The following is a 14295-nucleotide window of genomic DNA, read 5'->3' as shown; positions in this document are numbered from 1 at the left end:
TTGGAGAATGTTGATCACTCAATCTAAACTCGTATTAAACGGGCTGTGATTATTCGTGATCTATTTTGCTCAACTCGCTATTTAATTGTCAAAGACCAGCTATGTGTCTTTTTCTCAAAGAACGTCCCGCCGTCAGGCGGGAAGAGGGAAACTATGCTTTCGCGTCGTCCCCGTCAACACCTTTTTTCAACTTTTTCCGTCGTTTCAGATGTCGCCCTGCCCAAAGGCAGGATGGGGAAACTAAGCCTTTCGCTTCGCCCCGTCAACACCTTTTTTCAACTTTTTTGCGGTTGATATTAGGTGTCAACTCTTCGATATACTTGAGAAAGAACAAGCCGCCGGGTCACTCCTTCAGGGCGTTCCCCCGCGGCGAAGAGGAATTCTAGGTGAAACCCCCAGACAGGTCAAGCGGTTTCTTGAAAAAAATGCCCCTCAAAAGTTAACACACTTATATTGATGGATATTTTGTCACAGCAATCCACTCCCCATTTCAATGCACCCATATATTACATACATTATATAGTGAGCATCTTTTCTCTTCATAGCAACGGTCTATCCCGCTACGCATGACATGCCTCGGCACGCACAGAGACAACCATGCGTCACCCTGTTCTCGACAGACCGCCTGCCCCCTTCACCCTGCCGCCCTTCCTGGCCCTCCCAGGCCAATAGGCCCGACACCTGAGACCAGGGAGACCCGCGAACGTAATCCGCGCACGCGGTGCAGGACGGGTACGCGGTGCAGGACGGATTCGCGTGGGTAGTGCAGGACAGGTACACGCAGGTGGTTCAGAAGGTCTTCATCGCACGCGCTTCGAGCAAGCGATGCGTGCCGCCCGGTCAATACAGGCGAGGCAGAACCCAGCTCAACCAACCCGTCAGGATCGCCGCGCCCAGGCAGTTGAGAACGAACCCCAGGCCGAACATGGCCCTTAGGGACGCCCCTTTCATTTCGCCGAAGGCCAGCGCATTGGAGGTGGTGGCTATGGGGGTCATGAAAGCGCAGGTGGAGGAAACGCCTACCGCGATCATCAGGGGCAGCGGGTCCATCCCGTGTCCCTGCGCCGCATAATAGGCGATGGTGAAGAACGCGGCGACCACCGCCGTATTGGAAAGGCATTCGGTGAGGAAGATTACCGCAACGATGGTCAACAGGAACAACAGGCGCGGGGACATGTCGCCCCTGAGCAGTTCTCCGGCCAGCGCCACCGTCCTTTGATCCAGACCGGTCCAGTGGACGATGCCGACCAACGCGGCCAGCGCCAAGATGAAGGCCAGTCCCCGACGCGGAACCGAGTAGAGCAACCCGCCCACGGTGAGCAGCGGCCCCGAGCGTCCGCCACCGGACGGAGCGCGCCGGATGAAAAGCAGAAACAGGAACACCACGGCGAACCCCAGGCTCAGCGCGGGCGACACCCCGGCGAATCCGGGCAGGTTTTCCCTGGCCACGGCCTCGAAGACAAAATACCCCATATACAGCCAGAACAACCGCGCGCCGTACCGCTGGCGGGCGTCTGCCCCGGCGGCGGAGGCGGCGCCGGGCACGTCCACGACCACGTTCCGGGCCGCTTTCGGCAGCCCCAGCCAAGCGGCCACGAACCAGGCCGCCAATACAAAGACGACCACCAGCGGCACCGACCAGACGAACCAATTAAAGAAGGTCACGTGGTCGCGGCCCGCCACCTCGAACAGATCCAGGGCCGCAAAAAGCACAGCGTTGGCAGGCGAGCCGATCATGGAGCCCATACCCCCTATGGCCGCGCCGTAGATGGCGGAACACATGAGCACCGTGGTCATGCCCGACACTCCCCGATCCGCGAAATCGCGGTCCAGCCGTTTCAGCATCGGGATCAGGGTCAAAACCGTGATCGTGTTGGGAATAAAGGAAGAAAGCGCCGCCGAAGCCGCGATGATGTAAAGCAGGACCCGCGAGGCTTTTCCCCCGCTGCGCCGGAGCGCCCAGGACACGAACCCGTCCGTGATGCGCGTCGCGGCCATGAGTTGGTATACGAGGTATCCGCACGCGAAAAGCAGAATCAGGGGCAGTCGGCCCCACAGATAGGAAGTTACATCCATCAGCGATCCCACGGCATCTCCAGGTCGGAAGTCTGTTCCGGCACTGGACCGCGTCCGCGCCCGGATGTCAACAGCCGGCCTGGCAGGCCATCTCCATGCAGGCCGTGTAACGCAAGCCGCTCAGGCTGAAGAACGGGCGGCTGACAATGCAGGCCCGCTCCCCGGTATACGCCGAAACAAAAGGCTGCGTGACGAACTTGTCGTACCCCATGTCGAGATAAAGCACATAATCCTCGGCCGAGAGGTCCGCCCCCCTGGGCGTGCCCTGGACCACGCTGGCGCCCTTGCCGCGGTGCGACCGGCGAGTAACCTGCACGCCCCTGTCGTCCACCACGAACAGGGAAATGACTCCTTTCCTGTCCTGCACCAGAGACCTGCACGCGTCCTCGAACCGGTCCTCGGTCATGTTCGCGAGCTTGTTGCAGATGGAGGTCGCGGTTCGAAAGATGTCGCTGAACAGCTCCTTCTTCTCCCGAACCTGCTGATGCTTCGCCGCCTTGTACTTCTTGTGGACCACGGCCATTTTGTCGAAGAACTGGCGGGCCGGATCGTCGCCCAGAGCCCCGTCCTCCTTGGCGTAATAGTACCCTTGCTGCAATTGGACCCCACAGGAAAGCAGCCGGAGGGACTCCTCCTCGCTCTCGACGCACTGGGCCGCGACCACGCTTCCCACCCGGCAGGCCTGGTCCATGAAGGCTTCCAGGGTCCTGCGGGAATTGCCGCCGTCTTCCTCCCCGGCGAAGAAGGACCGGTTGATCTTGACGTAGGCGGGTTTAACCCGGGACAAAATATGACTGAAGGGATGGTCCACGGCGCAATTGTCCAGGCAGACCATGAGACCGACCTCGCGCAGGGACCGCGTATACTCCTCGATCTCGTCGAGATACGGGGCGTTCAAGGGGCATTCCAGAATCACGTTGGACATGGGAATCCCGGAGGCATTGATCTGATCCACGACGAACCGGCTCTGTTTGCCGACCTCCGGAATAATGAGCGGATTGACGTTCAGAAACAGGAGCAGTTGTCCGTAATGCGCATGAATGGGCTTGAACTGTTCCAAGGCCCGCGACCGGCACAGCCGATCGACTTCCACAATGACGTCCGGGCTCAAGTTCTCGTTGAAAAGCGTATCGGAACCGATTCCGTTGTTCTGACCGCTTCGCGAATAAACCTCAAAGCCGATAATGGACTTGGTGGTGATGGAAACAACAGGTTGAAAAAGGGGGGTCACATCCCGGGAATTGATGATTTCCCGAATCTTCCGCTCATCGACCTTGCTTTCGGCTTGCCCTGACATTTAGCTCCCGCCTGCCGGACCGAATCCGGGAAAAGAATTATTTTTATCAGTTGGATTAACCGTTGTGCGCATATGTGGTCAATAGTCAAAACATAATATCCGCTTTGGCACCGGCCCGGAATCTCCTCTGGCAGTCCCCACGGCTTTACGCTATTATCATCATTCCACCACAAGGAGTATCATCAAGTGGCCGAATTTGTTCATCTTCACGTCCATACCGAATACAGCCTCCTGGACGGCGCCATCCGAATCAACGACTTGCTCACCCGGACCAAGGATCTGGGGATGCCTGCCGTGGCCATCACCGATCACGGGTCCATGTACGGAGCCGTCATCTTCTTCATGGCCGCCAAGGAGCTGGGCATCAAGCCGATCATCGGCTGCGAGGTCTACGTTGCCCCCGGTGATCTGGACGATGAAGAGGCGCACACGCGCAAGGACCACGGCGGCGGCTACCACCTGGTTCTGCTGGCCAAAAACCAGCGCGGCTACAAGAACCTCATCAAGCTGGTCTCCACCGGCTACCTGGACGGATTCTACTATAAACCACGCGTTTGCAAGCACTTACTGAAAAAGTATTCCGACGGGCTCATCGCCCTGTCCGCCTGTCTGGCGGGCGAAGTGCCCCGCAAGCTCATGAACGAGGGGATCGCGGCGGGCGTGGAAACGGCCCGGGTCTATGAATCCATCTTCCCCGGCAATTTCTATCTCGAACTCCAGGACAACGGCATCCCCAAGCAGACCCGCCTCAACGAGCTGCTCATCAAGTGCGCGGAGGAGACCGGGCTGCCCCTGGTGGCGACCAACGACTGCCACTACCTGACCGCCGAGGACTACGAGGCCCACGACACCCTGCTCTGCATCCAGACCCAGACTACGGTGGACTCGGAGAAGCGGTTCCGCATGGAAACCCGCGAACTCTACTTCAAGACCCCGGAGGAAATGGAGCGGGCGTTCGCCCATGTGCCCGAGGCCATCAAGAACACCCAGCGTATCGCCGAGATGTGCAACCTCGAAATCGAGCTGGGCAACTACTATTTCCCCGAGTACGAGCTGCCCGAAGGCGTGTCCATGAACGAGGAGTTCGACCGCCTCTGCCGCGAGGGCTTGAAACGCCGCCTGAACACCATCACTTATGAAGTGGACGAGGAAAAGTACTGGAAACGGCTGGACTACGAACTCGGCGTCATCAAGGAGATGGGCTTCCCGGCCTACTTCCTCATCGTCCAGGATTTCATCAACTGGGCCAAGGACCACCGCATCCCGGTCGGCCCGGGCCGCGGGTCCGCCGCAGGCTCCATCGTCGCGTGGTCGCTGAAGATAACCAACCTCGACCCGCTCCCCTATGATCTGCTGTTCGAACGCTTCCTCAACGTGGAGCGCGTGTCCATGCCCGATATCGACGTGGACTTCTGCGAGCGGCGGCGGCTTGAAGTGGTCAAATACTGCGCCCAGAAGTACGGCACCGACAGGGTGGCGCAGATCACCACCTTCGGGACCATGAAGACCAAGGCGGTCATCAAGGACGTGGGCCGCGCCATGGGCATGACCTTCGGCGAGACCGACCGCATCGCCAAGCTCATTCCCGACGATCCGGCGGTCATGGCCAAGCTGCTCGGCGTGGACAAGGCCAAGATCACCGTGCCCAACGCGGTCAAGGCCGTAACCGAGCTGGACGACATGGTCGCCACCGACCCCAAGGTGGCCAAGCTCATCGACATTTCCACCAGGCTGGAGGGGCTGTGCCGCCACGCATCGACGCACGCGGCGGGCGTGGTCATCTCCAACAAGCCCATGACCGAATACCTTCCTCTCTACAAAGGGAAGAAGGGCGAAATCGTGACCCAGTTCGACATGAAGAAGGTCGAGAAAGTCGGCCTCATCAAATTCGACTTCCTGGGCCTGCGCACCATGACGGTCATCGAAGACTGCCTGGACATCATCCGCGATCAGGGCAAGAAGGCTCCGGACCTGGACACCCTGCACCTGGACGACCCGGACACATACGCCATCTTCGCCAAGGGCGACACCGACGGCATCTTCCAGGTGGAGTCCTCGGGTATGCGCAAATACCTACGTATGCTTCGCCCCGACCGCTTCGAGGACCTCGTCGCCATGCTCGCCCTGTACCGGCCTGGGCCGCTCGGCATGATCGGCTCCCACGGGGTTTCCATGGTTGACGAATTCATCATGCGCAAGCACGGCGAGATCGCGGTCACATACCCCCATCCGTCGCTGGAGGAGACCCTCAAGCCGACATACGGAGTCATGGTCTATCAGGAGCAGGTCATGGCCACGGCCATGGTCATCGCCAACTACTCGCTGGGCGAAGGCGACCTGCTGCGCCGCGCGATGGGAAAAAAGATCGCCGAGGAGATGGCCAAACAGCGGTCCCGCTTCCTCGAAGGCTCGCGGGAAAACGGCATCGACGATGCCGTGGCCAACGACATCTTCGACACCATGGAGAAGTTCGCGGCCTACGGCTTCAACAAGTCCCACTCCGCCGCCTACGCGCTCATCTCCTACCACACCGCCTATCTCAAGGCCCATTTTCCGGTAGAATTCATGGCCGCGCTCATGTCCACGGAAATGAACAACACCGACAAGATCATCATGTACGTCAACGCCTGCCGCGACATGGAGATCACCGTCCGCCAGCCGGACATCAACGCGGGCCATGCGCGCTTCTCGGTCAAGGACGGGGAAATCCTGTTCGCCATGGCTGCCATCAAGAACGTGGGCGAGGAAGCCATCAACGAAATCGCGGCCGAACGCACGGCGCACGGCCCGTTCTCCAACATTTTCGATTTCTGCGAACGGGTGAACCTGCGCCGTGTTACCAAGCGGGTCCTGGAATCGCTCATCAAGGCGGGCGCGCTGGACTGTTTCTCCTGCTCCCGGGCGGCACTGCTGGAGGACCTCGACAAGGCCGTGGCCCTGGGCCAGAAAAAGGCCAAGGAAAAGGAGTCGGGTATGCTCAACATGCTCGACATGCTCGGCGGCGGCGAAAAGACGGACGGCTCCGTCACGCCCACCTGCTCCCTGTGCGAAGAGTTCGACGACCGCGAAAAGCTCCAGCTCGAAAAGGAGGTCCTCGGCTTCTTCCTGTCCGGGCATCCGCTGCTGGCCTACCGCCACGACATGCAGCGCCTGCGCACCGTGACTCTGGAGGAATGCAAGACCATCCCCAACGGCACCGAGGTTCGCGTGGCCGTAATCATCCCGGACTACAAGCAATTCATCACCCGAAAGGGCGACCCCATGGCCTTCTGCACCGCCGAGGATCTGACCACCTACGGCGAAATCACCATGCTGCCCAACGTCTACGCCGAAGCGCGCGAGCTGCTCGACGCCGATCGGCCCCTGCTTGTCATGGGAAAGATCGACGTGCGGGAGGAGCCCGGAGGCCCGGAAGACGCTCCCAAGTCCGCCAAGATACTGGCCGACAAGGTCCAGTTCCTGGCCGACGCGGCCCAGGGATCGGACCAGCCCGTATCCCTTTGGATCGGCGAAAAGAACGCCGTGGACGCGCACCTCAATGCGCTCAAGGTGATTCTCCAGCGATACCCAGGTCCCACCAGCGTGAATCTCGGCATCATCACTCGCGAGGCCGTAATCAACCTGCGGTTGGGCAACGGCTGGAAAGTCTACCCGGGCCGCGACTTCTGGAAGGAAGTGGAGGCGTGGCAGAACGGCGACGCCAAGGCGTACCGCGCCGAGGCCGAAGCCGAGCTGCTGTAGGCCTTTTCCCCATCTGGAGTGTCGGGAATTTTTACACACCGTCGGACAAACAACCTCCTGATATTCGGAGATATACTTTCCGCGCCCGCATCCCCATCTTCGGGTCGGCGTGAACGGCGAGACTTTGTTCGACCGGCGGAAACGTTACTCTCTCAAGAAACGGCACCGTTTTTTGTCCCTTCAACCTATGCAGCGGATAGAAAGAAGCTATCTCAGAGGAGAATGTGTAAACTTTTTTTGAATGTCGACTTTTTTCACACCGCGGCCCACGACAGGCCTATTAAATTAACCGTTATCCCAAATGGTTGTGCGTGGCCCGTTTTTTGCTAATCATTCTCAAAGGCGTAACAGGAATTGTTCCGCTTCAGACTCTTTAGCAAAGGAAAACATCATGAAGAGATTCGTTTTAACCCTTCTTTTCATCTCCGGCATATTCGTCGCCACTCAAACAGAAAAGGCCGAAGCGCTCAATCTGCCCCCCGCGGACTCCGGCTACGCCATGACCTACGGCAACTTCTATTCATACTCCCTGCCCATCCTCAAGGAATTCCTCGGCGACGACTACGATGTCCAGTCTTCCGTCGGCCAGATCAAGGATACCATTGTCATCGCCACCGGCGCTTCCGGGAACCCCGTCAACGAGAACTTCCCGGGCATGGACAATGCGTACGAGACTCCGAGCGGCGCGAGCGGGAGCCCCACGTTCGGCACCGGCACCGTCACCGACCCGCAGCCGGACATTGAAAACGACCGTGAAGGCACCTGGGATGCGAGCATCGCCAGCCTGGTTTCCTACCTCGGCGGGCAGGCCCCCATCTTCTTCTTCAACAACAACCAGTCCGACAACGTCGTTGACGGCGTCCCCCAGCAGGACCTCTGGGTTTGGGCCCAGATCGAGATTTGGAGCTCTTCCGACGACTCGGCCGAGTCCATCTTCTTCGAACTGACCAGCACCAACGGCGACGGTACCGGCGTGTACGGCGGCGACCCCTATGCGTATGAAGCCCACGGAGCGGGATACGTCCCGGCGCTGCCTGACAACCTGCCCACGGCGGGTACGGACTACGTCCTTTCCGGCGGCGACGTCTGCCTGGACGCCGCGATGAGCCCGGTTTCCTGCGACTCGGCCGACGTGGAATATGGCCCCTTCGCGCACAACCTCGGTTCCGACCGCGCGGCATACGCGGTCATCGCTCCCGGGCTGAACGACTTCCTGTTCGCCTGGAACGGCGAAAACAGCCCGTACGACATGATCTCCATCGACATCAACATGAGCTCGCTCAACAGCGGCTACGAACAGGCGTACATCATGCCCGGCACCGCCGGACAGACTCCCCCGGTGCCCGAGCCGGCCACCTGGCTGTTCATGGGCCTCGGACTCGCCGGTCTGGCCATCTTCCGGCGCTTCCGCCGCTAGACGAAACGTCACGGCTTACGAACCATCGCGGCCCCGCCCAGGCGGGGCCGTTTTTTGTTTGTTGACAAACCCCGCCGCGCTGGCAACCATGCGCCATGAACGATTCACTCGACGCACTCAACGAACGACATCGCCGGTTCGTGGAAGAACGCAATTGGCAGAAGCACCAGACGCCCAAGAACCTTGTCATGGCCCTGACCGGCGAGGTCGGGGAACTGAACGAACTGTTCCAGTGGCTCACCCCCGAGGAGAGCCGCGCCATGGACGACGGGCATAAAAAGGCCGTTGCCGAGGAAATGGCCGACGTGCTGATATATTTGGTCAGGCTGGCCGACGAAATGGGTATCGACCTGGTTGCGGCCGCCCACGAAAAATGCGAGACCAACGAGCGGAAATACCCGGCCGAAGCTTTCCGCGACGGACGCATGAGGCCGCACGAATACAAGGAGTCCAGATAATGCCCGGCAAATGGAAATTGACCATCACCCAGGAATTCTCGGCCTCGCACCAACTGCGCAACTACTGCGGCAAGTGCGAGAACATGCACGGCCACAACTTCGGTGTGGAAGTGGTGGTCGAGGGCGACACCCTGGACCCCAAGGTCCAGTACCTCGTGGACTTCAAGGAGTTGAAGCAGCGCACCAAAGCCGTGCTGGAAAAACTCGACCACAAGCATCTCAACGAGGTTGAGTGCTTCACCGAGATCAACCCCTCCTCCGAGAACCTGGCCATGTTCATCTACCGGAACCTCAAGGGCACCCTGCCCGAGAACGTCTCCCTGGTGGAGGTCTCCGTTTCGGAGAAGAATTCGTCCAAGGCCACCTACTGGGAAGAATAATGGCGAGCGAACCCGACGAAAAACGCGGCGAAATCAACGGAATGTCCTACGGGAAGCTCATGACTCTTCTGCTCATCCCCAAGGATAGCCGATCCAATCCCAAACGAATCCTGGGCGGCATCGCCTTCCTGGCCTTTGTCTGCTTCTTCGTGTTCGGCACCATGTATCGCGGCTGCGCGCCCCTGGGCCAGTCCAGTTGCCCGCTGCCCCCTGTGGAACGGACCGTCCCGGACCGAGGCATGGAGCAACCCGCTCCGGCCCCGGGCGGGGAAGGCTAGCCGTGCGCATCGTCATCCAGCGGGTTTCGGACGCCAAAGTCACCGTGCAGGGCGCGACGGTCGGGGAGATAGGCACCGGCCTGCTCGCGCTCGTCGGATTCGGCGGCACGGACAAGGCGGATTTTCCCGACACCCCCGCATGGCGCAAGATACTGGACAAGCTGTTCAACATGCGCGTCTTCCCGGACGAAAGCGGCAAGTTCGACCTCTCCCTGAACGACATCAAGGGCGACCTCATGCTCATCTCGCAATTCACGCTCTACGCGGACTGCCGCAAGGGACGCCGCCCGTCCTTCTCCGACGCCTGCCATCCCTACGTCGCGGAATCCCTGTTCGACAGGTTTACCGAAGACGCACGCAAGCTCGCCCCGGGCGGCTTCGCCACGGGCCGATTCGGCGCCGAGATGCTCCTGGACTTCACCAACTGGGGACCGGTAACCATCATCCTCGATTCCGACGAATTCTAAACCGCGCCGCCTCACTCTCCGCGACCACGCGCCGCCCAGGCATCCCATGTCAGCCAAAACCAAACTCATCGCCGCCCTGACCCTTATCCTGCTGGCCACCTTTATGGCCACCAGTCTGGTCAACTACGCCTTCACCAGGGCCTCGATCCGGGAGGAGCTGCTCAACTCCGCCCTCCCTCTGACCGGCAAGAACATCTACTCGGAAGTCCACGCAGACATGCTTCGGCCCATCCTGGCCGCAATGTCCATGGCCAACGACGCCTTCCTCAAGAGCTGGATCGAATCCGACGAGGACGACATAACGGCCGTGACCCGCTACCTTTCGGACCTGCGGGACAAATACGGCTTCCTGACCACGTTCTTCGTCTCCGCCGCGACCGACAACTACTATTACCAGGACGGCATCCTCAAGAAGATCGGCCCCCGGGACCCGCACGACGTGTGGTTTTACGCCTTTCTCCGCCAAAACGTGGAGTTCGATCTGGACGTGGACACCAACGAAGCCGAGGGCGGAAAGCTGACCATCTTCGTCAACTTCCGGGTCATGAGCGACACCGGCAAACTCCTCGGCGTGGCCGGGGTGGGCGTGAATATCGACAAGGTCACGGGGCTGCTGGAAAAATCGCGCCGCCAATACGGCCGCGAAGTCTACCTGGTGGACCAGGACGGGCTCGTCCAGGTCCACCGCGACACCTCGCGCATCGAGCGCGACTACATCACCGAGACGGCGGGCATCCGGGGCGTGGCCAAATCCATCCTCAAACCGGGCGACGACCCGCGCAGCTTCCAATATGACTGGGAAGGAGAACATTTCCTCCTGTCCACCCGGTACATTCCCGAACTGAAGTGGTTTCTCATCGTGGAACAGAGCGAATCCTCGGCCCTGGCCTCGGCGCGCCACAACCTCATCCGCACGGTGGCCATCGGTCTGCTGTCGTCCATCCTCATCATCGTTCTCTGCACCCTCACCATCAATCACTATCAAAGCAGACTGGAACGGCTGGCCAAGACAGACCCCCTGACCGGGGCGGCCAACCGCCGCGCCCTGGAGGAATCCTTCGACCAGTTCGCCTACAAGGCGATCCGCTACGGCACGCCCTTCTCGGCGGTCATCCTGGACCTGGACAAATTCAAGTCCATCAACGACAGGCACGGCCATCTGGCCGGAGACAACGTGCTCAAGGACGTGGCCGCCACCACCCGGCGGATCATCCGCCCCTCGGACACCCTGGCCCGCTGGGGCGGCGACGAATTCCTCATCCTCCTGGACGGCGGGATCAAGGAGGCAAAAATCCTGTCCGAACGCGTAAGCTGCGCCCTGGCCGACGAACATCGCGAAATTCCTGTCTCCTTCTGCTACGGCATGGCCCGATTCAAGAAGGGCGACACCCTGGAGTCCATGACCCACAGGGCGGATAGGGCCATGTACAAATCCAAGGACACCGCCTGCCGGACCCGGGACCTGTAGACAAAAGCCCACCCGGCCGATAGAGATGGGAGCTATGCAAGAATCCCCGACAACCTGGCCGAAATTCCGCAACGCAACGCCGCGCATCCTGCTGCTCACCAGCCAGTACTTTCTCATCGGCGAGCTGGAGGCTGCCTGCCGCAGGCTGGGCGTGGACCATCTTCTTCTGGACTTCGGGACAAAGGAGATGGACCTCGACGAATTCGTGTCCGCCATGACCGAGGCCTTCGAAACCTTCAGGCCCGACTTCGTTCTCACGGTCAACCACCTGGGCGTGGACCGGGAAGGCGTGCTCGCCGCGCTGCTGCGCCGCCACGACCTGCCCCTGGCCTCCTGGTTCGTGGACAACCCGCATCTCATCCTCGGAGCCTACAAGCACCTGCACGAGGCCCGCACCGCCCTGTTCACCTGGGACCTGGACACTGTGGGTTCGCTCCGGGCCATGGGATTCGAGCATGTTTTCCACCTGCCGCTGGGCGCGGACCCCACCCGGCTGACGCCGCATCGGACCGTCCCCGTGGAGGCGTGGCGCGCGCCCATCTCCTTCGTGGGCAACTCCATGCTGACCAAGACCCTGCTGCGGGCCAGGGCGGCCAATCCCTCCGAAGCCCTGTTCCGGGCGGGCATGGAGGTGGCCAAGGCGTTCGCGGCCTCCTCGGCGCAACTGGCGGGACCGTTCATGGCCGAACATTTTCCCGAAGTCCGCGCCGCGTACACGGCCCTCGGCGATCCGGCCAGGGAACTCGCGTTCGAGACGTTCGTCACCTGGCAGGCCACCCTGCTCTACAGACTGAACTGCGTGTCGCGCATCCTGCCCTTCCATCCGCTCATCGTCGGCGATACAGGCTGGCAGGAACTGCTCGGGACGCAGACCGGCTGGAGCTACCACCCGGAACTTTCCTATTATGAAGACCTGCCCGACTTCTATCCCCTGAGCGACATCAACTTCAACTGCACCAGCCAGCAGATGAAAGGTGCGGTCAACCAGCGGGTCTTCGACGTTCCCTGCTGCAACGGTTTCCTGCTCACCGACCAGCGCCGCCAGATGGAAGATCTGTTCGAGCCGGGAACCGAAATCGTCTGCTACCCGACTCCGGACGACATCCCCGGACTGGTGGAGCGGTACCTGGCCGACCCGGCCGCCCGCAAGGCCGTGGCCGCGGCTGCGCGCAAACGGGTCCTGGCCGAACACACCTACGACCACCGCATGACCTCCCTCATGGAGACCATGCGCGAAACCTTCGGGTAGGCCATGGCGAAAAAGCCCATCCTCATATTGCAGATGCAGCGCATGGGAGACCTGATCCTCTCCTACCCGCTCATGCTCTGGCTGGCCCGCCGCCATCCCGGCCACCCCATATACGTGGCTGCCGAGGAATCCTTCTACAAGCCGCTGATGAAGCTTTCCCCGCCCGCGACCTATTTCCCGTGGTCCGGGGAGAAACACCTGGAACGGGAGGAATTCGAACTGGTCCTGAACCTGTCCATCAGGGAAAAGGCCGCAGCGCTCGCGGGGCGCCTGAAGACGGAAAACAGGCTCGGGCCGGTCCGCGAGCAGGACGGTTCCCGGCGCATATACGGCGACTGGCAACTCTATCGCGCCTCGCTGGTCCGCAACAATCTTTTCAACCGCTTCCACTGGGGCGAGCTGAACGGCCTGGACGCCGTGCCGTTTGCCGATATCGCCGCCACCCGCTTCTCCGCTCCCCGCACCCTCCCGGACAGCAACAAGGTCGGCCTTTTTCTCGGGGCGAGCGATGCGGCCAAACGCCCGGACGCCGCATTCTGGGCCGCCCTGGTGGACGAACTGCACGAACGGGGACTGCGCCCGGTGCTCTTCGGCGGACCGGCTGAAAAGGCCCTCGGAGCCGAAACGGCCAAACTTGCCAAGGGCCCGGCCCTGAACCTCTGCGGCACCCTCGGATTGGACGAATTCGGAGCCGTGGGCCAGACGCTGGCCCTGTTCATCACCCCCGACACCGGCCCCATGCACCTGGCCGCCTGGACCGGACTGAAGTGCCTGAACCTGTCCATGGGCAACGTCAATCCGTGGGAAACCGGCCCGTTCGTTCCGGGCCACTTCGTTCTCCGCGCCGACCTGCCCTGCGCCAAAGGGTGCTGGCAATGCACCGAGGCGTCCCTCAAATGCCACGCGCCGCTCACCCCGGGCCGGGTCGCCGCCCTGGCGAGACGGTTGGCCGGGCCAACGGACGCCGCCCGCCTGGAGCGCATGGAGCTGCCCGGACTGGCCCTGTTCGAAACAGGCCGTTCAGACCTCGGCCTATATTGCCTGAAACGCCTGGACCAGGCCCGCCCCGACGCCGAACGTCTCGCTTCCCGATTCTGGCAGGCGTGCTTCGGCTCCCTTTTCGGGCTGTGGAGCGAGGCAAGGGCCGACGAGGCGTGGACCGGCCTGGCCGAAGGCGCGCCCGAAGAGGCCGCGGCCCTGCTCCGACACATTCCGGAAATGGGCCGCCGGTTCAAGCTCGGCCTGCGCTCCGGAGCCCCCCTGGACCAGTCCTTCTGGACCGCCAGCCCCGCCATCGCCAAGCCCTTTACCGGCTTTGCCGACATGTACCTGGAAAACAACGACTACTCCCGGCCCGCCTGGACTCGCGCCCTGACGCTGCTCGAACGACTCGTGGCCGTCTGCGCCTAGCTCTCTTCTCTTCAGGGCGAGCGGGGCAGGTCTTTCTTTCCCCCCTCCATCCGG

General features: G+C 61.3%; 11 protein-coding genes. 9 read left to right on the top strand and 2 right to left on the bottom strand.

The features are described 5' to 3' along the window. Nucleotides 1-840 precede the first annotated feature (840 nt). A complete protein-coding gene (locus tag PSN43_RS02810; protein ID WP_272699197.1) occupies nucleotides 841-2088 on the bottom strand; it encodes an SLC13 family permease in 1248 nt (415 codons plus the stop codon). 55 nt (nucleotides 2089-2143) lie between these two features. Then, nucleotides 2144-3373, bottom strand: a complete 1230-nt coding sequence (locus PSN43_RS02805) for an EAL domain-containing protein (protein WP_272699196.1) — start codon at nucleotides 3371-3373, stop codon at nucleotides 2144-2146. 186 nt (nucleotides 3374-3559) lie between these two features. Between PSN43_RS02805 and dnaE the strand changes: the two genes are divergently transcribed. The 9 genes from dnaE to PSN43_RS02760 all read left to right on the top strand — a co-directional run bounded on the left by dnaE (nucleotide 3560) and on the right by PSN43_RS02760 (nucleotide 14241). Beyond that, nucleotides 3560-7114, top strand: coding sequence for a DNA polymerase III subunit alpha (gene dnaE, locus PSN43_RS02800; RefSeq protein ID WP_272699195.1), 3555 nt, complete (start codon nucleotides 3560-3562; stop codon nucleotides 7112-7114). 391 nt (nucleotides 7115-7505) lie between these two features. Further along, the gene (locus tag PSN43_RS02795; protein WP_272699194.1) at nucleotides 7506-8531 is read left to right on the top strand and encodes a PEP-CTERM sorting domain-containing protein; all 1026 of its coding nucleotides are present in this window, start codon (nucleotides 7506-7508) and stop codon (nucleotides 8529-8531) included. 95 nt (nucleotides 8532-8626) lie between these two features. Then, a complete protein-coding gene (locus tag PSN43_RS02790) occupies nucleotides 8627-8989 on the top strand; it encodes a nucleotide pyrophosphohydrolase (RefSeq protein ID WP_272699193.1) in 363 nt (120 codons plus the stop codon). Beyond that, entirely contained in the window at nucleotides 8989-9369 is a 381-nt protein-coding gene (gene queD / locus PSN43_RS02785) for a 6-carboxytetrahydropterin synthase QueD (protein WP_269940172.1), read from the top strand. Before PSN43_RS02790 ends, queD begins: the two co-directional genes overlap by 1 nt. Next, the gene (locus tag PSN43_RS02780; protein WP_272699192.1) at nucleotides 9369-9647 is read left to right on the top strand and encodes a hypothetical protein; all 279 of its coding nucleotides are present in this window, start codon (nucleotides 9369-9371) and stop codon (nucleotides 9645-9647) included. The genes queD and PSN43_RS02780 overlap by 1 nt, the downstream gene beginning before the upstream one ends. A 2-nt stretch (nucleotides 9648-9649) precedes the next feature. Further along, nucleotides 9650-10114, top strand: a complete 465-nt coding sequence (dtd, locus tag PSN43_RS02775; protein WP_272699191.1) for a D-aminoacyl-tRNA deacylase — start codon at nucleotides 9650-9652, stop codon at nucleotides 10112-10114. 46 nt (nucleotides 10115-10160) lie between these two features. Continuing rightward, nucleotides 10161-11582, top strand: a complete 1422-nt coding sequence (locus tag PSN43_RS02770; RefSeq protein ID WP_272699190.1) for a sensor domain-containing diguanylate cyclase — start codon at nucleotides 10161-10163, stop codon at nucleotides 11580-11582. Between the two features lie 34 nt (nucleotides 11583-11616). Next, complete coding sequence (locus tag PSN43_RS02765; RefSeq protein ID WP_272699189.1) at nucleotides 11617-12831, top strand: CgeB family protein; 1215 nt, start codon at nucleotides 11617-11619, stop codon at nucleotides 12829-12831. Nucleotides 12832-12834: 3 nt separating this feature from the next. Further along, entirely contained in the window at nucleotides 12835-14241 is a 1407-nt protein-coding gene (locus PSN43_RS02760; protein WP_272699188.1) for a glycosyltransferase family 9 protein, read from the top strand. The last annotated feature ends 54 nt before the right edge of the window (nucleotides 14242-14295 follow it).

This window comes from Desulfovibrio sp. Fe33, from assembly GCF_028532725.1.
Lineage (GTDB): Bacteria > Desulfobacterota > Desulfovibrionia > Desulfovibrionales > Desulfovibrionaceae > Pseudodesulfovibrio.
The sequence above is the reverse complement of the archived record's forward strand: the minus strand, read 5'-3'. Positions and strand labels throughout refer to the sequence as shown.